Source organism: Streptomyces sp. NPDC041796 (assembly GCF_055590785.1).
This window is the reverse complement of sequence record NZ_JBVJAH010000003.1, coordinates 41,954-61,393: the sequence shown is the minus strand read 5'-3', so window position 1 is coordinate 61,393 and position 19,440 is coordinate 41,954. Positions and strand designations below refer to the sequence as shown.

Annotated in this window: 17 protein-coding genes and 1 riboswitch; of the genes, 15 read left to right on the top strand and 2 right to left on the bottom strand. The window is 71.8% G+C overall.

All coding sequences use genetic code 11. The features are described from left to right. The first annotated feature begins 256 nt into the window (after window positions 1-256). The 12 genes from hpnC to ACZ6C1_RS06400 all read left to right on the top strand — a co-directional run bounded on the left by hpnC (window position 257) and on the right by ACZ6C1_RS06400 (window position 13,883). The gene (gene hpnC / locus ACZ6C1_RS06455; protein WP_469238276.1) at window positions 257-1,162 is read left to right on the top strand and encodes a squalene synthase HpnC; all 906 of its coding nucleotides are present in this window, start codon (window positions 257-259) and stop codon (window positions 1,160-1,162) included. After that, a complete protein-coding gene (gene hpnD / locus ACZ6C1_RS06450) occupies window positions 1,159-2,109 on the top strand; it encodes a presqualene diphosphate synthase HpnD (RefSeq protein ID WP_469238274.1) in 951 nt (316 codons plus the stop codon). Before hpnC ends, hpnD begins: the two co-directional genes overlap by 4 nt. Before the next feature lie 104 nt (window positions 2,110-2,213). Then, window positions 2,214-3,599, top strand: a complete 1,386-nt coding sequence (gene hpnE, locus ACZ6C1_RS06445; RefSeq protein ID WP_469238272.1) for a hydroxysqualene dehydroxylase HpnE — start codon at window positions 2,214-2,216, stop codon at window positions 3,597-3,599. Beyond that, window positions 3,596-4,696 carry a polyprenyl synthetase family protein gene (locus ACZ6C1_RS06440; RefSeq protein ID WP_469238270.1) on the top strand — a complete coding sequence of 367 codons (1,101 nt, stop codon included), beginning with the start codon at window positions 3,596-3,598 and terminating at the stop codon, window positions 4,694-4,696. The genes hpnE and ACZ6C1_RS06440 overlap by 4 nt, the downstream gene beginning before the upstream one ends. A 125-nt stretch (window positions 4,697-4,821) precedes the next feature. Beyond that, complete coding sequence (shc, locus tag ACZ6C1_RS06435) at window positions 4,822-6,819, top strand: squalene--hopene cyclase (protein WP_469238269.1); 1,998 nt, start codon at window positions 4,822-4,824, stop codon at window positions 6,817-6,819. Continuing rightward, complete coding sequence (locus ACZ6C1_RS06430; RefSeq protein WP_469238268.1) at window positions 6,819-7,523, top strand: phosphorylase family protein; 705 nt, start codon at window positions 6,819-6,821, stop codon at window positions 7,521-7,523. Before shc ends, ACZ6C1_RS06430 begins: the two co-directional genes overlap by 1 nt. A gap of 5 nt (window positions 7,524-7,528) precedes the next feature. Beyond that, on the top strand, window positions 7,529-8,551 hold the full coding sequence (gene hpnH, locus ACZ6C1_RS06425; RefSeq protein ID WP_469238267.1) for an adenosyl-hopene transferase HpnH: 1,023 nt from the start codon (window positions 7,529-7,531) through the stop codon (window positions 8,549-8,551). Between the two features lie 4 nt (window positions 8,552-8,555). After that, window positions 8,556-9,716, top strand: a complete 1,161-nt coding sequence (gene ispG / locus ACZ6C1_RS06420) for a flavodoxin-dependent (E)-4-hydroxy-3-methylbut-2-enyl-diphosphate synthase (protein ID WP_469238266.1) — start codon at window positions 8,556-8,558, stop codon at window positions 9,714-9,716. Window positions 9,717-9,739: 23 nt separating this feature from the next. Continuing rightward, the gene (gene dxs, locus ACZ6C1_RS06415) at window positions 9,740-11,620 is read left to right on the top strand and encodes a 1-deoxy-D-xylulose-5-phosphate synthase (protein ID WP_469238265.1); all 1,881 of its coding nucleotides are present in this window, start codon (window positions 9,740-9,742) and stop codon (window positions 11,618-11,620) included. Beyond that, on the top strand, window positions 11,617-13,002 hold the full coding sequence (locus ACZ6C1_RS06410; protein ID WP_469238264.1) for an aspartate aminotransferase family protein: 1,386 nt from the start codon (window positions 11,617-11,619) through the stop codon (window positions 13,000-13,002). The genes dxs and ACZ6C1_RS06410 overlap by 4 nt, the downstream gene beginning before the upstream one ends. A 61-nt stretch (window positions 13,003-13,063) precedes the next feature. After that, the gene (locus ACZ6C1_RS06405; protein WP_469238263.1) at window positions 13,064-13,747 is read left to right on the top strand and encodes an XRE family transcriptional regulator; all 684 of its coding nucleotides are present in this window, start codon (window positions 13,064-13,066) and stop codon (window positions 13,745-13,747) included. 19 nt (window positions 13,748-13,766) lie between these two features. Then, complete coding sequence (locus ACZ6C1_RS06400) at window positions 13,767-13,883, top strand: DUF6126 family protein (RefSeq protein WP_469238262.1); 117 nt, start codon at window positions 13,767-13,769, stop codon at window positions 13,881-13,883. A gap of 3 nt (window positions 13,884-13,886) precedes the next feature. Here the strand turns inward: ACZ6C1_RS06400 and ACZ6C1_RS06395 are convergent, their stop codons facing one another. Then, complete coding sequence (locus ACZ6C1_RS06395) at window positions 13,887-14,699, bottom strand: tyrosine-protein phosphatase (RefSeq protein ID WP_469238261.1); 813 nt, start codon at window positions 14,697-14,699, stop codon at window positions 13,887-13,889. Between the two features lie 640 nt (window positions 14,700-15,339). Next, window positions 15,340-15,503, top strand: a riboswitch (cyclic di-AMP (ydaO/yuaA leader). A 2-nt stretch (window positions 15,504-15,505) separates the two neighbouring features. Between ACZ6C1_RS06395 and ACZ6C1_RS06390 the strand changes: the two genes are divergently transcribed. Together ACZ6C1_RS06390 and ACZ6C1_RS06385 are read left to right on the top strand one after the other, a co-directional pair. Continuing rightward, window positions 15,506-16,426, top strand: coding sequence for a M23 family metallopeptidase (locus ACZ6C1_RS06390; protein ID WP_469238260.1), 921 nt, complete (start codon window positions 15,506-15,508; stop codon window positions 16,424-16,426). Window positions 16,427-16,584: 158 nt separating this feature from the next. Further along, on the top strand, window positions 16,585-17,379 hold the full coding sequence (locus ACZ6C1_RS06385) for an SGNH/GDSL hydrolase family protein (protein ID WP_469238259.1): 795 nt from the start codon (window positions 16,585-16,587) through the stop codon (window positions 17,377-17,379). A 45-nt stretch (window positions 17,380-17,424) separates the two neighbouring features. Here ACZ6C1_RS06385 and ACZ6C1_RS06380 read toward each other — a convergent pair whose 3' ends face one another. Beyond that, window positions 17,425-18,054, bottom strand: coding sequence for a TetR/AcrR family transcriptional regulator (locus tag ACZ6C1_RS06380; protein ID WP_469238258.1), 630 nt, complete (start codon window positions 18,052-18,054; stop codon window positions 17,425-17,427). A gap of 213 nt (window positions 18,055-18,267) precedes the next feature. On the opposite strand from ACZ6C1_RS06380, the gene ACZ6C1_RS06375 reads away from it, so the two are divergent. Further along, on the top strand, window positions 18,268-19,440 hold the full coding sequence (locus ACZ6C1_RS06375) for an MBL fold metallo-hydrolase (RefSeq protein WP_469238257.1): 1,173 nt from the start codon (window positions 18,268-18,270) through the stop codon (window positions 19,438-19,440).

The following is a 19,440-nucleotide window of genomic DNA, read 5'->3' as shown; positions in this document are numbered from 1 at the left end:
CGGGTGTGTAACACCCCGACACGGTCCCGGACGTTGTACAACGTAAGCTGTACCGGTGCTGATTCGCGGCAAGTGGGGCGATATTCCCCGGGCCTCCCACCGGGCCGGGGCGTGCCTCACCCGCAGGACCGGCGGCGTGTCCGAAATAGGATGTTTTGGGTCGGCAGTGTAGAACGGGAGACGTGACGGCAATGACGGTGAATCCCCAGCCCCGCCTCCGCAAGGGTCCCGCCGTCCCCACGCCGGGCAGTCCGCAGTGACAGGTACCCGGCAGGTGCGCCCCGACGCCTCCTCGCGCGCCACACTCGACAAGGCCGCACACGAGAACTTCCCCGTGGCCCCCTTCTTCCTGCCCCGCGCCTGGCGCGACGACCTGATGGCCGTCTACGGCTACGCCCGCCTCGTCGACGACATCGGCGACGGCGACCTGGCCCCGGACGGTGCCGACGCCCGGCACCTGGGCGCCGAGGGGGAAACCGACCGGCTCGCCCTCCTCGACGCCTTCGAGGCCGACCTCCGGCTGGTCTTCGACGGCACGCCCGCCCACCCGCTGCTGCGCGCCCTGCAGCCCACCGTGCGGCGCCACGCGCTCACCCCCGAACCGTTCCTCGGCCTGATCGAGGCCAACCGCCAGGACCAGCTCGTGCGGCGCTACGAGACGTACGACGACCTCGTCGCCTACTGCGCGCTCTCCGCCAACCCCGTCGGCCGCCTCGTCCTGGACATCACCGGGACCACCAGCCCCGAACGCCTCCGCCACTCCGACGCGATCTGCACCGCCCTCCAGATCGTCGAGCACCTCCAGGACATCGCCGAGGACCTCGCCCACGACCGGATCTACCTCCCGGCCGAGGACATGAAGCGGTTCCACGTCACCGAGGCCGACCTGGCCCGTCCCACCGGTGGCGCGTCGGTGCGTTCCCTCGTCGCGTACGAAGCCGAACGCGCCCGCCGGCTCCTGGACGACGGCACCCCCCTCGTGAGCAGCGTCCACGGCAGGCTCCGGCTCCTCCTCGCCGGATTCGTCGCCGGCGGTCACGCCGCCCTCGACGCGATCGCCGCCGCCGGCCACGACGTACTCCCCGGACCGCCCAGAGCCACCAGACCGAACCTGCTGCGCGAAGTGGGAACCGTGTTGCGCAGAGCGCGCAGAGAGGGGTGAGCGCGACCGTGGAAGGACCGACGGAGATGTCCGCGCCGGTGGCGGCCGCCTACAGCTACTGCGAAGCCGTCACCGGACAGCAGGCCCGCAACTTCGCCTACGGCATCCGGCTCCTGCCGACCGCGAAGCGGCAGGCCATGTCGGCCCTGTACGCCTTCTCCCGGCGCGTCGACGACATCGGCGACGGGAACCTCGCCCCCGAGGCCAAGGCGGACCGGCTCGAAACCACCCGTGAGCTGCTCGACCGGATCCGGAAGGACGCCGTCGCCCAGGACGACACCGACCCGGTGGCCGTCGCGCTCGCCGACGCCGCACGCCGCTTCCCGCTCCCGCTCGGTGGCCTCGACGAACTCATCGACGGCGTCCTGATGGACGTGCGTGGCGAGACCTACGAGACCTGGGACGACCTCAAGGTCTACTGCCGCTGCGTCGCCGGCGCCATCGGCAGGCTGTCGCTCTCCATCTTCGGCACCGCGCCCGGCGCACATGGGGCGGCACGCGCCCCCGAGTACGCCGATACACTCGGTCTCGCTCTCCAACTCACCAACATCCTCCGCGACGTTCGCGAGGACGCCACGACCGGGCGCACCTACCTGCCCGCCGACGACCTCGCCAAGTTCGGCTGCTCCGACGGTTTCCGCGCCGCCGCCCCGCTCGCCGGCGCCGACTTCACCGGGCTCGTCCACTACGAAGTCCGGCGCGCCCGCGCCCTGTTCGCCGAGGGATACCGGCTGCTGCCCATGCTCGACCGGCGCAGCGGTGCCTGCGTCGCCGCCATGGCCGGGATCTACCGCCGACTCCTCGACCGCATCGAGCGCGACCCCGAGGCCGTCCTGCGCGGCCGGGTCTCCCTGCCCGGTCACGAGAAGGCGTACGTCGCCGTACGCGGCCTGTCCGGCCTCGACGCCCGTACCGTCTCCCGGCAGCATGTCAGGAGGCGCGCCTAAATGGCCACCATGCCCGCTTCGCGGCCGACGAACCGGCACAATCGGCGCGCAACCCTCCTCCACCGCCCCGCGTCCCTGACTGCGACGACCCGACGGGAGACCGCATGAGCGACGACGACCTGACACCGGGCCACGCCGTGGTCGTCGGCGGCGGCCTCGCCGGCATCACCGCCGCCCTGCGCCTGGCCGACTCCGGACTGCGCGTCACGCTCCTGGAAGGCCGGCCCCGCCTCGGCGGCCTCGCGTTCTCCTTCCGGCGCGGTGACCTCACCGTCGACAACGGCCAGCACGTCTACCTCCGCTGCTGCACCGCCTACCGCTGGTTCCTCGACCGCGTCGGCGGCGCCCACCTCGCGCCCCTCCAGCCCCGCCTCGACGTGCCCGTCCTCGACGTCGCCCACCCGCGCGGCCCCCGCCTCGGCCGGCTGCGCCGCACCGCGCTCCCGGTGCCGCTCCACCTCGCCGCGAGCCTCGCCGGCTACCCCCACCTCTCGCTCGCCGAGCGCGCGGGCGTCGGCCGCGCCGCCCTCGCCCTGAAGAAACTCGACCCGGCCGACCCCGCCCTCGACGGCATCGACTTCGCCACCTGGCTCGCCCGCCAGGGCCAGTCCGAGCGCGCGATCGAAGCCCTGTGGGACCTGATCGGTGTCGCCACCCTCAACGCCGTCGCCCCGCGCTCCTCCATGGGCCTTGCCGCCATGGTCTTCAAGACCGCGCTGCTCACCGACCCCGGCGCCGCCGACATCGGCTGGGCGCACGTGCCGCTCGGCGAGCTGCACGACACCCTCGCCCGCAAGGAGCTGGACGCCGCGGGCGTACGCACCGAACTGCGCGCCAAGGTCAGCGCCGTCCTGCCGAGCGGGCACGGCCGCTGGGCCGTGGACGTGCCCGGCGAGCGGCTGGAGGCCGACACCGTCGTCCTCGCCGTACCGCAGCGCGAGGCCCACGACCTGCTGCCGACCGGTGCCCTGGACGACCCCGGCAAGCTGCTCGACATCGGCACCGCCCCCATCCTCAACATCCACGTCCTCTACGACCGCAAGGTGCTGCGCCGTCCGTTCTTCGCCGCGCTCGGCTCCCCGGTCCAGTGGGTCTTCGACCGCACCGACGCCTCCGGATACACCGACGGCCAGTACCTGGCCCTGTCCCAGTCGGCCGCCGAGGACGAGATCGACGAGCCCGTCTCCGTACTCCGCGAGCGTTACCTGCCCGAACTGGAGCGGCTGCTGCCCGCGGCACACGGCGCGAAGGTGCGGGACTTCTTCGTCACCCGGGAGCGGACAGCGACGTTCGCCCCCGCCCCCGGCGTCGGACGGCTGCGGCCCGGCGCCCGTACCAACGCGCCGGGCCTCCACCTGGCCGGCGCGTGGACCGCGACCGGCTGGCCCGCGACCATGGAGGGCGCGGTACGCAGCGGCTTCACCGCCGCGGGCGCAGCCCTCTCGGCCCTCGGCCGCCCCCATGTACATCCGCTCGAGGAGGCGGCATGAGCCTGAGTACTGGAACCAGAGGAGAGACCGTGCCGACTGTGCCCCCGGTGAAACCGGCCGTCGACACCGCGGACGTCACCGCGCTGCTGGAGCGGGGCCGGACCATGTCCACCCCGGTCCTGCGCACGGCCGTGAAGCGGCTCGCGCCGCCCATGGACACCGTGGCCGCCTACCACTTCGGCTGGATCGACGCCCACGGCCGGCCCACCGACGGCGACAGCGGCAAGGCCGTGCGCCCCGCCCTCGCCCTGCTGTCGGCCGAGGCGGCGGGCGCACCGCCGGAGACCGGCATCCCCGGCGCGGTCGCCGTGGAGCTCGTGCACAACTTCTCCCTGCTGCACGACGACCTGATGGACGGCGACGAGCAGCGCCGTCACCGCGACACCGTGTGGAAGGTCCACGGCCCGGCACAGGCCATCCTGGTCGGCGACGCCCTCTTCGCCCTCGCCAACGAGCTGCTGCTGGAGCTCGGCACCGTGGACGCCGGCCGCGCCACCCGCCGGCTGACCACGGCCAGCCGCAAGCTCATCGACGGCCAGGCCCAGGACATCTCCTACGAGCACCGCGAGCGGGTCACCGTCGAGGAGTGCCTGGAGATGGAGGGCAACAAGACCGGCGCCCTGCTCGCCTGCGCCTGCTCCATCGGTGCCGTCCTCGGCGGCGCCGACGACCGCACCGCCGACACCCTGGAGGCGTACGGCCACCACCTCGGCCTCGCCTTCCAGGCGGTCGACGACCTGCTCGGCATCTGGGGCGACCCCGAGGCCACGGGCAAGCAGACCTGGAGCGACCTGCGCCAGCGCAAGAAGTCCCTGCCGGTCGTGGCCGCGCTCGACGCGGGCGGTCCGGCCTCCGAGCGCCTCGCGGAGCTGCTCGCGGCCGATGCGAAGAGCAGCGACCTCGACAGCTTCTCCGAGGAGGAGTTCGCCATGCGCGCGGCCCTCATCGAGGAGGCGGGCGGCCGTGAGTGGACCTCCGAGGAGGCCCGTCGGCAGCACGCCGTCGCGATCGAGGCCCTGCACCGGGTCGACATGCCGGAGCGGGTCCGCGCCCAGCTCACCGCACTCGCGGACTTCGTCGTCGTACGAAAGCGATGACCGCCATCGGGACCATCACCCGCCCCCTCACCATATGAATCGCTAGTCGCCGGCCGGTGCACTCGGTTGTACCGGCCGACGGCCCACCCGCAGCCGCAGCACACCAACTGCACGAAGGGGAAGCCATGACAGCGACGACCGACGGAAGCACCGGGGCCCTGGGGCCCCACGCCCCCTCGGCCACCGGAACGACCACCACGACGACCCCCGCCGCGAGCGACGTCCAGGACATCGCCGCGCGGGCCGCCCAGCGCTCCATCGAGCATCTCCTCGCCCGTCAGGACGACGAGGGCTGGTGGAAGGGCGACCTGGAGACCAACGTCACCATGGACGCCGAGGACCTTCTGCTCAGGCAGTTCCTCGGCGTCCAGGACGAGGCCACCACCCGCGCCGCCGCCCTGCACATCCGGGGGCAGCAGCGCGACGACGGCACCTGGGCAAGTTTCTACGGCGGGCCCGGCGAGCTGTCCGTCACCATCGAGGCGTACGTCGCGCTGCGCCTGGCCGGCGACCGGCCCGACGAGCCGCACATGGCCCGCGCCGCCGCCTGGATCCGCGAGCGGGGCGGTATCGCCTCCGCCCGCGTCTTCACCCGCATCTGGCTGGCGCTGTTCGGGTGGTGGAGGTGGGAGGACCTGCCCGAGCTGCCACCCGAGCTGATCTTCCTGCCGAAGTGGTTCCCGCTCAACATCTACGACTTCGGCTGCTGGGCCCGGCAGACGATCGTGCCGCTCACCGTCGTCTCGGCCAAACGGCCGGTCCGCCCCGCTTCCTTCGCGCTCGACGAGCTGCACACCGACCCCGGCGTGCCCAACCCGCCCAAGGCCCTCGCTCCGGCAGGCAGTTGGGAGGGAGCGTTCCAGCGGCTCGACAAGGCGCTGCACGCCTACCACCAGGTCGCCCCCCGGTGGCTGCGCAAGGCCGCGATGAACACCGCCGCCCGCTGGATCGTCGAACGGCAGGAGAACGACGGCTGCTGGGGCGGCATCCAGCCACCCGCCGTCTACTCCCTCATCGCGCTCCATCTGCTGGGCTACGACCTGGAGCACCCGGTGATGCGCGCGGGCCTGGAGTCGCTCGACCGGTTCGCCGTGTGGCGCGACGACGGCGCCCGGATGATCGAGGCCTGCCAGTCGCCCGTCTGGGACACCTGCCTGGCCACCATCGCGCTCGCCGACGCGGGTCTCCGCGCCGACCACCCGGCGCTCGTCAAGGCCGCCGACTGGATGCTCGGGGAGGAGATCGTCCGCCCCGGCGACTGGGCCGTCCGCCGCCCAGGGCTCACCCCCGGCGGCTGGGCCTTCGAGTTCCACAACGACAACTACCCGGACATCGACGACACCGCCGAAGTCATCCTCGCCCTCCGCCGCGTCAAGCACCCCCACCCGGAGCAGGTCGACGCGGCGATCCGGCGCGGTGCCAACTGGACCGCCGGTATGCAGTCCCGCGACGGCGCCTGGGGCGCCTTCGACGCCGACAACACGAGCCCCTTCCCCAACCGGCTGCCGTTCTGCGACTTCGGCGAGGTCATCGACCCCCCGTCTTCCGACGTCACCGCCCACGTGGTGGAGATGCTGGCCCACGAGGGCAAGGCCCACCACCCCCGCACCCGCAGGGGAATCGCCTGGCTGCTCGCCGAACAGGAGGCGAGCGGCGCCTGGTTCGGGCGCTGGGGCGTCAACTACGTCTACGGAACGGGCTCGGTGGTGCCGGCCCTCACCGCGGCAGGGCTGCCTGCCTCGCACCCGGCCGTCCGCCGGGCAGTCGCCTGGCTGGAGTCGGTCCAGAACGACGACGGAGGCTGGGGCGAGGACCTGCGCTCCTACCGGGAGCAGGAGTGGATCGGCCACGGTGCCTCCACCGCCTCCCAGACGGCGTGGGCGCTGATGGCCCTGCTGGCTGCGGGGGAGCGGGAGTCCAAGGCCGTGGAGCGCGGCGTCAGGTGGCTCGCCGAGACCCAGCGGGAGGACGGCTCCTGGGACGAGCCGTACTTCACCGGTACCGGCTTCCCCTGGGACTTCTCCATCAACTACCACCTGTACCGGCAGGTCTTCCCGCTGACCGCGCTCGGCCGGTACGTCAACGGTGAACCGGTGGTCGGCCGGCTCGGCAAGGGGGCCTGATGGCAGCCGAACCGGGGCCTTCCGGTTCCGCGCACGCGTCGGTGCCGCCGCACGGGGAGCCTCCCGCTGCGCCGATGCTGATCGCCTGCGCGCTCGGCATCGAGCAGCTCGCGCTGCGCAGCGGCCGTCGCCGCCACGGTGGCGCGTCGCCCGGCCCGGTGACCGTGCTCCGCACCGGCATGGGTCCGGCGAACGCCCGGCGGGCCGTCACCCGGGCGCTGGAGGGCGGCGAGCTCCGCGGCGCCGCGGTCGTCGCCTCCGGCTTCTGCGCCGGGCTGGAGCCGGGCATGCACCCGGGCGACCTGGTGGTCGCCGACGAGACCCGGGGCCCCGGCGGCTCCACCCTGTGCACGGGAACGGAGCTGCTGGTCGAGGCGCTGGCACGGGCCGTCCCCGGCCGCACGGTGCACACCGGCCCGCTCACCGGTTCCGACCACGTCGTACGTGGTCAGGAGCGGGCCCAGCTCCGCGGTACGGGGGCCATCGCGGTCGACATGGAGTCCGCCGCCACCCTGCGCAGCGCGCTGAGCACGGGCATCCGGTCCCGCCCTGTTGCGGCCGTACGGGTGGTCGTGGACGCTCCGGAGCACGAGCTCGTCCGTATTGGCACGGTACGCGGGGGAATATCGGCCTTCCGTGTTCTTCGTTCGGTATTGCCCGCTTTCTTTGAATGGCACCGTTCTTTGCTGCTCCCCAGGAGGTGAGCCAGATGGCCATGCCGCTTCGCCAGACCATCCGGGTAGGGACGTATCTCTTCGAACAGAAGCTGCGCAAGCGGAAGAAGTTCCCGCTCATCGTCGAACTGGAGCCGCTCTACGCCTGCAACCTCGCCTGCGAGGGCTGCGGCAAGATCCAGCACCCGGCCGGGGTCCTGAAGCAGCGCATGCCGGTCGCCCAGGCGGTCGGCGCCGTCCTGGAGTCCGGTGCGCCGATGGTCTCCATCGCGGGCGGCGAACCGCTGATGCACCCGCAGATCGACGAGATCGTGCGCCAGCTGGTGGCCAAGAGGAAGTACGTATTCCTCTGCACCAATGCCCTGCTGCTGCGCAAGAAGATCGACAAGTTCACGCCCTCGCCGTACTTCGCCTTCGCCGTGCACATCGACGGCCTGCGGGAACGGCATGACGAGTCGGTCGCCCAGGAGGGCGTGTTCGACGAGGCGGTGGAGGCCATCAAGGAGGCCCAGCGGCGGGGCTTTCGCGTCACCACCAACTCCACCTTCTTCAACACCGACACCCCGCAGACCGTCATCGAGGTGCTCAACTTCCTCAACGACGACCTCAAGGTCGACGAGATGATGATCTCGCCCGCGTACGCCTACGAGAAGGCACCCGACCAGGAGCACTTCCTGGGCGTCGAGCAGACCCGCGAGCTGTTCCGGAAGTCCTTCGCCGGCGGCAACCGGCGGCGCTGGCGGCTGAACCACTCCCCGCTCTTCCTGGACTTCCTGGAGGGCAAGGCCGACTTCCCCTGCACCGCGTGGGCGATCCCCAACTACTCGCTCTTCGGCTGGCAGCGACCCTGCTACCTGATGGCCGACGGCTACGTCCCGACGTACCGGCAGCTCATCGAGGAGACCGACTGGGACAAGTACGGCCGTGGCAAGGATCCGCGCTGCGCCAACTGCATGGCGCACTGCGGCTACGAGCCGACCGCCGTCCTCGCCACCATGGGCTCGCTCAAGGAGTCCCTGCGCGCGGCCCGCGAGACGGTGTCCGGAAGCCGGGGGTGAGGTGATGGCGGAGCCCGTGGGCCTCGGTCTGCCCGCGTTGCCGTCCCGGCCGATCGCCGACCGCCGCGTCAGCCGCAAGATCCAGGTCGGCTCGGTGGCCGTGGGCGGCGACGCGCCCGTGTCGGTGCAGTCGATGACGACGACGCGCACCTCCGACATCGGTGCCACGCTCCAGCAGATCGCCGAGCTGACCGCGTCCGGCTGCCAGATCGTGCGCGTCGCCTGTCCCACGCAGGACGACGCCGACGCGCTGGCGACGATCGCGCGGAAGTCGCAGATCCCGGTGATCGCGGACATCCACTTCCAGCCGAAGTACGTCTTCGCCGCCATCGACGCGGGCTGCGCGGCGGTCCGGGTGAACCCGGGCAACATCAAGCAGTTCGACGACAAGGTCAAGGAGATCGCCAAGGCGGCGCGTGACGCGGGTACGCCGATTCGCATCGGCGTGAACGCGGGCTCCCTCGACCGGCGGTTGCTGGAGAAGTACGGCAAGGCCACCCCCGAGGCGCTGGTCGAGTCGGCCCTCTGGGAGGCGTCGCTGTTCGAGGAGCACGGTTTCCGCGACATCAAGATCTCGGTCAAGCACAACGACCCGGTGGTGATGGTCAACGCCTACCGCCAGCTCGCCGCGCAGTGCGACTATCCGCTGCACCTGGGTGTCACGGAGGCGGGCCCGGCCTTCCAGGGCACCATCAAGTCGGCCGTGGCTTTCGGCGCGCTGCTCTCCGAGGGCATCGGCGACACCATCCGGGTCTCCCTCTCCGCGCCGCCGGCGGAGGAGGTCAAGGTCGGTATCCAGATCCTGGAGTCGCTCAACCTCCGCCAGCGCCGCCTGGAGATCGTTTCCTGCCCGTCCTGCGGGCGGGCCCAGGTGGATGTCTACAAGCTGGCCGACCAGGTCAGCGCCGGTCTCGACGGCTTGGAGGTCCCGCTGCGGGTGGCGGTCATGGGCTGTGTCGTCAACGGCCCGGGCGAGGCCCGCGAGGCCGACCTGGGGGTGGCGTCGGGCAACGGCAAGGGCCAGATCTTCGTCAAGGGCGAGGTCATCAAGACCGTTCCCGAGTCCAAGATCGTGGAGACGCTCATCGAAGAGGCGATGAAGATCGCCGAGCAGATGGAGAAGGACGGCGTCATGTCGGGCGAACCCGCCGTCACCGTCAGCTGACCGCAGAAGAGAGGGGCCCGAGCGTGACGATTCTCGAGACCATCCGGGGGCCGCGCGACCTCACGGCGCTGGACGGCGCACAGCTCGACGAACTGGCCGACGAGATCCGCGAATTCCTGGTCCACGCCGTCGCACGGACGGGCGGCCACCTCGGCCCCAACCTGGGCGTCGTGGAGCTCACCGTCGCCCTGCACCGGGTCTTCGACTCGCCGGTCGACCGTGTCCTGTGGGACACCGGCCACCAGAGCTACGTACACAAACTGCTCACCGGCCGGCAGGACTTCTCCAAGCTGCGCGGCAAGGGCGGCCTGTCCGGCTACCCCTCCCGCGAGGAGTCCGAGCACGACGTCATCGAGAACTCCCACGCCTCCACCGCGCTGGGCTGGGCCGACGGCCTGGCCAAGGCCCGCGACCTGCGCGGCGGGACCGAGCACGTGGTCGCCGTCATCGGCGACGGCGCGCTCACCGGCGGTATGGCATGGGAGGCGCTCAACAACATCGCCGCCGCCAAGGACCGGCCCCTCATCATCGTCGTCAACGACAACGAGCGTTCGTACGCCCCGACGATCGGAGGCCTCGCCGGTCACCTCTCCACCCTGCGGACCACCGACGGCTACGAACGGTTCCTCGCCTGGGGCAAGGACGTCCTCCGCCACACGCCCGTCATCGGCCAGCCGCTGTACGGCTCGCTGCACGGAGCCAAGAAGGGCTTCAAGGACTTCATCGCGCCCCAGGGCATGTTCGAGGACCTCGGCCTGAAGTACGTCGGTCCGATCGACGGGCACGACATCGCGGCCGTCGAGGCGGCGCTGCGCCGCGCGAAACGTTTCCACGGCCCCGTCCTCGTCCACTGCCTGACCCAGAAGGGCCACGGCTACGGGCCCGCCCTGGAGGACGAGGCCGACCGGTTCCACGCCGTCGCCGCCATGGACCCGCTGACCTGCGCGCCGCTCACGCCCGCCGCCGGCCCCTCGTGGACGTCCGTGTTCGGTGACGCGATCGCCGAGATCGGTGCCGAGCGGCCGGACGTGGTCGCCCTCACCGCCGCGATGCTCCACCCCGTCGGGCTGACGAAGTTCGCCGAGCGGTTCCCCGACCGGGTGTGGGACGTCGGCATCGCCGAGCAGCACGCCGCCGTGTGCGCGGCCGGGCTCGCGACCGGGGGCCTCCACCCGGTGGTCGCCGTCTACGCCACCTTCCTCAACCGCGCCTTCGACCAGTTGCTGATGGACGTCGCCCTGCACCGCTGCGGGGTGACCTTCGTCCTGGACCGGGCGGGCGTGACCGGCGTGGACGGGCCCTCGCACAACGGCGTGTGGGACCTGTCCCTGCTCCAGGCCGTGCCCGGGCTCCGGATCGCCGCGCCGCGCGACGCCGACCAGATGCGCGCCCAGCTGCGCGAGGCGGTGGACGTACGGGACGCGCCGACCGTGCTGCGCTTCCCGAAGGAGTCGGTGGGGCCCGCCGTACCGGCCGTTGGGCGGATCGGCGGGATGGACGTGCTGCACCGGGCGGACGAGCCGGACGTGCTGCTGGTGGCCGTCGGTGTCATGGCACGCGTCTGCCTCGGGGCGGCCGGGCTGCTCGCCGAGCGCGGCATTCGCTGCACCGTCGTCGACCCGCGCTGGGTGAAGCCCGTCGACGAGCGGCTCGCCCCGCTGGCGGACACGCACCGGCTGGTCGCCGTCGTCGAGGACAACAGCCGCAGCGGTGGCGTCGGCTGGGCGGTGGGGCAGGCGCTGCGGGACGCCGGAGCCGACGTACCGCTGCGGACCTTCGGCATCCCGGAACAGTTCCTGGCACACGCCAAGCGCGGTGAGGTGCTGGCCGACATCGGGCTCACCCCGGTGGAGGTCGCGGGACGGATCAGCGGAGCGCTGGCAGGCAAGGAGAACGAAGCATGAGCAAGAAGTTCGACCTGGCGGCACTCCTCGCCGACCGGGGCGCGGAGGGGTACGACCTGCACGCCCGCCACCTCAATCCGCAGCTTCCGCGCATGCTTCAGACGATCGGTTTCGACAAGACGTACGAGCGGGCCGAGGGCGCCTATTTCTGGGACACCGAGGACAACGACTACCTCGACATGCTCGCCGGCTTCGGCGTCATGGCCCTGGGCCGGCACCACCCCGTCGTACGCAAGGCACTCCACGACGTCCTCGACGCGGAGCTCGCCGACCTCACCCGCTTCGACTGCCCGCCCCTGCCGGGGCTGCTGGCCGAGAAGCTGCTGACCCACTCCCCGCACCTGGACCGGGCGTTCTTCTCCAACAGCGGCACGGAGGCCGTGGAGACCGCGCTGAAGTTCGCCCGGTACGCCACCGGCAGGCCGCGCGTCCTGTACTGCGCCCACGCGTTCCACGGCCTGACCACCGGCTCGCTCTCCGTCAACGGGGAGAGCTGCTTCCGCGACGGTTTCGACCCGCTGCTGCCCGACACCGCCATCGGGCTGGGCGACCTGACCGCGCTGGAGCGGGAGCTGAAGCGGGGCGATGTGGCCGCCCTCATCGTCGAGCCCATCCAGGGAAAGGGTGTGCACGAGGCGCCGCCCGGCTTCCTCCGCGCCGCCCAGGAACTGCTCCACAAGCACAAGGCGCTGCTCATCGCCGACGAGGTCCAGACCGGCCTCGGCCGGACGGGCACCTTCTACGGCTACCAGCACGAGGACGGTGTCGAGCCGGACCTGGTGTGCGTCGCCAAGGCACTGTCGGGCGGATATGTGCCGGTCGGTGCCACGCTCGGCAAGGACTGGATCTTCAAAAAGGTCTACTCGGCCATGGACCGGGTGCTCGTCCACTCGGCCAGCTTCGGGTCGAACGCCCAGGCCATGGCGGCGGGCCTGGCGGTCCTGTCGGTCCTGGACGACGAGGAAATCGTGGCCAACGCCCTGACGACCGGCGAGCTGCTGAAGTCACGGCTCACCGCGCTCGTCGACCGCTACGAGATGCTGCACGAGGTGCGCGGCCGGGGCCTGATGATCGGTATCGAGTTCGGCCGCCCGTCGTCACTGGGCCTGCGCAGCCGCTGGACGATGCTCCAGGCGGCCCGCAAGGGGCTCTTCGCCCAGATGGTCGTGGTGCCCCTGCTGCAACGGCACCGCATCCTCACCCAGGTCTCGGGCGACCGGCTGGAGGTCATCAAGCTGATCCCGCCGCTGATCATCGGGGAGCGGGAGGTCGACCGGTTCGTGGCGGCGTTCACGGCGGTCATGGACGAGGCGCACAGTGGCGGCGGACTGATGTGGGACTTCGGCAGGACACTGGTGAAGCAAGCCATGGCCAACCGCTGAGCTGCTTTGCCTCAGAGGCAAGAAATTTGCCCCGGAGGAAGGTTCCTGGCGCAATGGGGCCATGAGCACCTTCCCCGAAGCCTCCGCGGACCCGGGCCGACCGGGCGCGGAACCGCCTGGCGCCTCCGGGCCGGCCGGTGCGGCGGACGACGCCGAGGCGGTCGGCCTGGTGCCGGACGTCGCGCCCCAGCTACGGGCGCTACGGCGGCGCCGGGGGCTCACCCTGGAGGCCGCGGCGCAGCGAGCCGGGCTCTCCCCGGCCCACCTGTCCCGTCTGGAGACCGGCCGCCGCCAGCCGTCCCTGCCGATGCTGCTGGGTCTCGCCCGCATCTACGGTACAACCGTCTCCGAGCTTCTGGGCGAGGTGCCGCCGGAGCGCGACCCGATCGTCCGGGGCGGGCGGGCGGAGCCCGCCGAGGCGGACGGCTGGGTCTACCACCAGGCCGGCGGCCCCGGGCGGGCGATACAGGCGCTGCGCGTCCAGGTCCCCTACGCGACGCGGGACGATCTCGTGCGCGTACACCCGGGGGAGGAGTGGCTGTACGTCCTCGACGGCCGGGTGCGGCTCGCCCTCGGGGAGGCCGTGCACGTCCTCGACCCCGGGGACAGCGCGCACTTCGACTCGCTGACCCCGCACCGTATCGGCGCCGCCACACGCGGCGGGGCCGAGCTGCTGTTCGTCCACACCCTCATGCAGAGCGCCGCCGCCGACCTGTGCCTCGGCGCGGGCGCGCACCGCCGCTGACCCGATCGGAGAGATCACCATGTCCCAGGAACGGACGTTCCCCCGAGGCCTCGCCGTCCGGCTCTTCGCCTACCTGGTGGCGGGCCACCTCTTCGCGGCCTTCCTCTACCTGCTGTTCGCCCTCGGGGCCGAGTAGGGCCTAGCTCTCGTCGAGGAGGCGCTCGCGCAGCCGCTCCCTGGTCTCGTCGCTCAGCTTCAGTCCTTCGGTCAGGTAGCGCTCGGTCGAGCCCCAGGTCTCCTCGATCGTCTCGAAGGCGGCCGTCAGGTAGTCGATGCGGGCTTCGAAGAGCGGGCTGAGCAGCTCCATGACCTGCGGCGACATACCGGCCGGGGAATTGTCGCTGCGGCGCACCTTGTAGCGGCGGCGCGGGTCGTTCGACTTGAGGTAGTCCTCCTCGATCGCCTCGCGTTCGACGCCGACGGCCAGCAGGGAGACCGCGATGGAGAGCCCCGCCCGGTCCTTTCCGGCCGCACAGTGCATCAGGGCCGGGACGCTGTCCTCGGCGAGCGCGTGGAGCACGCGGCTGTGCTCGGCCGTGCGCTCCTTGATGATCATGCGGTACGAGGCCGTCATCCGGGCCGCCGCCTTGCCGTCCGCCAGTATCGAGCGCAGCTGGTCGAGGTCGCCGTCGCGGACCATGGTCCAGAACTCCGCGCCGTCGGCCGGGTCGGAGAGGGGGATGTTCACATTCCGGACGCCGGGCAGCTCGACGTCCGGGCCTTCCAGCTTCTGGTCGGCGGCGTTGCGGAAATCGAAGATCGTGTGGAGGCCGAGGCCCGCCAGGAAGGCGGCGTCCTCGCCCGTGGCGTGCGCGAGGTGGCCGCTGCGGTAGAGCCTGCCGTGCCGCACCCGTCGGCCGTCCACGGTCGGAAGCCCGCCGACGTCCCGGAAGTTGCGCACTCCGGTCAGCTCGGGCTCGATCGACGGGACCTGCGGCAGCTGCTGCGTCACGGGGGCTCCTCCGTGTATGAGGTCGGCGTCGGCCCGCCGACGATGTCGTGATCCGACGATACGACATTGGTTCGTCCCGCAATCAATCTCCGTGCACGTCGCACATTCGTTGCCCTTGTCCCAGGTCGGCGACCGGTGAGGCGCACGAGACGCCCCTCGGGCCGGGCGGGGCCTCTCGCGGGCCCGGCCGGCGGGGGGTGGGTGCGACCCACGGGTGCGAAGGGGCTGCCGCGTACACGGTGGCCCACTCCACCTGTCCGTCTTAATGGTGATTTGTCCGACTGGCGTCGAGACCGGTGCGATCGCCGTCCGGCCGTGAGTCTGGAGGGATTGAGAAGGCTCGTCAAGGAATGGCGCTTCTGTCCGTATTGGGGGATTAGGTATAACGTGCCCTGGTCGTAAGGGAGATGAACCGGACCGCGTGAGCAGCGTCATAACCGTGACCGTCCGTGGCGGGAGGCCGTTCATAAATCCCTTGCCCAGAACGGGAATACATGATCCGTAATCCACGGAGGGTGACCGGAATTCCATGACCGCCGCACCGCCGGAAATGCCCCGGAGAAAACAGCGGCTTGTTCACGCCGACCCCACTCGCTTACGGTCACGGCAATCCGGCCGGACCGCCGAATCCTGCCGCCGGTCGGAATTCGCACCCACCCACGTGTGGCAGGAGCGGGGGACCCAGGTAGTACGCCGGTCCCGGAATTCCGGGACCGGCTCGGGGTGAAGTCGCGTCCATGACGCGGCCGGACAACTCCAGTCCGAACCCGACAGCTCACCTCGCAGGCGCCGGAGAGGAAATCGCCATGCCCGCGAAGGGTAAGCACCGCCGTCCCAAGTCCAGCCCCATCACGCGTGGTTTCGTCGCCGCCGGTACCGGTGGCGCCGCCATCGCCATCCCGCTGCTCGGCGCCACCGGAGCGCACGCCGCGGAGAAGGCCGCCCCGGCCACCGCTCCGCAGCAGGCCGTGACCGCCGCGGCCACCGCCGCCAAGGCCGCCCCGAAGGCCGCGTCGGCGCAGAAGGCCGCGCCGCGCACGTACACCGTGGTCGCCGGTGACTACCTCTCCAAGATCGCCCACAACAAGAACGTCAAGGGCGGCTGGAAGAAGCTCTACCAGGACAACCGCCAGGTGATCGGCGAGGACCCGTCCCTGATCCACCCGGGCATGAAGCTCACCCTCGGTGCCAAGTCCAAGGCCGCCCCCGCGAAGGCCGCCCCGGCGAAGCCCAAGGCGGACGACACCCGCACCGAGAGCCGCGCCTCCCGCTCCGCCGCCAAGGCCGAGGCCCCCGCCCAGTCCGCCCCGAAGACCAGCGGCTCGGGCTTCACCGCCCCGGTCGACGCCGGTGTCACCACGCCCTACCGCGCCTCCGGCTCCAGCTGGTCCTCCGGCTACCACACGGGCGTCGACTTCGCCGCCTCCTCCGGCACGAGCGTCAAGGCCGTCGGCGCGGGCACCGTCGTCTCGGCCGGCTGGAGCGGCGCGTACGGCAACGAGGTCGTCATCCAGCACACCGACGGCACCTACTCGCAGTACGCCCACCTCTCCTCGCTGTCCGTCTCCTCCGGCCAGAGCGTGAGCGGCGGTCAGCAGATCGGCCTGTCCGGCTCCACCGGCAACTCCACCGGCCCGCACCTGCACTTCGAGATCCGCACCAGCCCCAACTACGGCTCGGACATCGACCCGCTGGCCTACCTCCGCCAGCACGGCGTCTCCATCTGACGCCTCCGCGGCGAAGCGCTCCGCCCGGCACCGCCTCCCGGTGCCGGGCGGAGCCGTATTCCGGGCTTGGGTGAATCTTGACCGGTGGCAAACATCACCCCCCGTCAACCTCTCCTACGGTCGCGTAGGTCACATCCCGGGGTGAAAGATGTGCTCCCGTGGCAGACGATTCGACATTCAGAGACAGTGACGTATTCGGGTCGTACGCGGCGATCGGTGACAGCTTCACCGAGGGCGTCGGAGACCCTGGCCCCGGCGGAACGTTCGTCGGCTGGGCGGACCGCCTTGCGGTGCTGCTCGCCGACCGGCTGCCGGAGCCCGAGGAGTTCCGGTACGCCAACCTCGCCGTACGCGGGCGTCTCCTCGACCAGATCGTGGAGGAGCAGGTCCCGCGCGCCAAGGAACTCGCCCCCGATCTGGTGACGTTCTGCGCCGGCGGCAACGACATCATCCGGCCCGGCAGCGACCCGGACGACGTCGCCGAACGCTTCGAACGGGCCGTCGCCGACCTGACGTCCGCGGTCGGAACCGTCCTGGTGACGACCGGCTTCGACACCCGCAGCGTGCCGGTGCTGCGCCGGCTGCGCGGCAAGATCGCCACGTACAACGGGCATGTGCGCGCCGTCGCGGACCGGTACGGCTGCCCGGTTCTGGACCTGTGGTCCCTCAAGACCGTTCAGGACAGGCGCGCTTGGGACGACGACCGGCTGCACCTGTCTCCCGAGGGACACACCCGCGTCGCCCTGCGGGCCGGTCAGGTCCTGGGCGTGGATGTCCCCGCCGACCCCGACCAGCCGTGGCCGCCCCTGCCGCCGCGCGGCCCCCTCGAACTCCGCCGCGACGACATCCAGTGGGCGCGCGAGTACCTGGTCCCGTGGATCGGCCGCCGGCTGCGCGGCGAATCGTCCGGCGACCACGTCTCGGCCAAGCGACCGGACCTGCTGCCGCTGTAGGTCCCGGGGCGGGGGAGCGGGACGGGCCTCACCGGCCTCACGGCCTCACGGGCCGGAGACCGCCGGAGTTCCCGACGGGGCTTCCGGGTGGCCGAGTTCGCGGGCGAGGGCCTCGTCCGCCCACGCCAGCATGCGGGCACGGGAGAAGGACGCCGCGTACGCGGTCATCTGCACGGCCAGACCGTCCAGGAACGCGGTCAGCCGCCAGGCCGCCGCCGCGGGATCCTCGCAGCGGAACTCGCCCGCCGCCGCACCCTCCGCGAACACCTTGGCCAATGCCGCCTTCCACTGCCGGTCGAGGTCCTGGGCGACCTCCCGCAGCGCGGGTTCCCGGAGGGCCGCCGCCCAGCCCTCGATCCACAGGCGCCACCCCTTGGCCCGGCCGGTGGGCGCGTACCAGTGCACGGCCGCCCGCAGCCGGCGGACCGCCGACGTACGGCGGCCCAGCAGCCGGCGCAGGTGGGCGAGATCGCCCTCGGCGGCGTACGCGAAAGCGGCCGCGACGAGCTTCTCCTTGGTCGAGAAGTGGTACAGGACCAGCGCGTTGCTCACACCCAGCGCGGACGCCACGTCGGCGATCCGCACCGCCACCACACCCCGCGCCTCGATCTGCTCCACGGCGGCCCGCAGCAGCTCCTCCCGCCGCTCGGCCACGCTCAACCGCACTCTGCCCACGCCGCCACCCTAGGCGGTCCGCGGGTACGCCGGGTGTCCGTCGCGTCACCGCTGCGTCACCGGGACCGGAGCTCGCCGCGGTTCCCGCCCGTCGAGCCGAGCGCGGGAAGGGACCTGGGCCGAGCATGGATGTGACATCGCGCTCGTGGGGCCCGGCCCCGTGCTGTCACACCCCCCGCCCATAATGGAGGGACCCTCACCACTGGAGGTTCCGTGAGCCGCGCCGGCATCCCGCACCAGCTCCGTTCCCACCTGCGTTCCCTGCGGCCCACCGCCTTCGGCGTGGACTCGACCGGAGAGCGGATGGAGCGGATCCGCCGCTCGCCGAACTTCGTGGACGGCACGTTCCGCAACCCGGTGGGGACCCGGCACAGACCGTCCGGCTCCACCATGGAGTTCGCGAAGATCTACTTCGAGAAGGAGTCACGGGCCCGCCGCGCCCCCGCCGGGACCATCCCCGTGCACTCCACCACCGTCGCCGACCTCGCCGAGCCCCCGGCCACCGGACTGCGGCTCACCTGGATGGGACACTCCAGCGTGCTCGCCGAGATCGACGGCCACCGGGTCCTCTTCGACCCGGTCTGGGGCCGGCGCTGCTCGCCGTTCTCCTTCGCCGGTCCCGGGCGGCTGCATCCCGTGCCCCTGCCGCTCGCCGCGCTCGGACCGGTCGACGTCGTCGTCATCTCCCACGACCACTACGACCACCTCGACCTCCCGACCATCCGCGCCCTCGCCGCCACGGACGCGCTCTTCGCCGTGCCGCTGGGCGTCGGCGCGCACCTGGAGCACTGGGGCGTTCCCGCCTCCCGGCTGCGGGAACTGGACTGGAACGAGTCGACGGAGGTCGGCGGCCTGCGGCTGACCGCCACCCCGGCCCGGCACTTCTGCGGCCGAGGCCTGCGCAACCAGCAGCACACGCTCTGGGCGTCCTGGGTGGTGGCCGGACCCGAGCACCGCGTCTACCACAGTGGCGACACCGGCTACTTCGACGGCTTCCGGGACATAGGCGCCGAACACGGCCCGTTCGACGCCACCATGATCCAGATCGGTGCCTACAGCGAGTACTGGCCCGACATCCACATGACTCCCGACGAAGGCGTGCGGGCCCATCTCGACCTGCAGGGATCCACACCGCACGGCGTGCTGCTCCCGATCCACTGGGGAACGTTCAACCTCGCCCCCCACCCCTGGGCCGAACCCGGCGAGTGGACCCGGGACGCCGCCGGGGAAGCCGGGCAGGCAGTGGCGCTTCCCCGCCCCGGCGAACCGTTCGAACCCTCCGGCACGCTCCCCGTCGACCCCTGGTGGCGAGCGGTGTCCCACCCGATGCCGCACCCGTGGCGTCGGCCCCGGCCGGCGGAGGTCACCGTCGAGGCGGACGCCTAG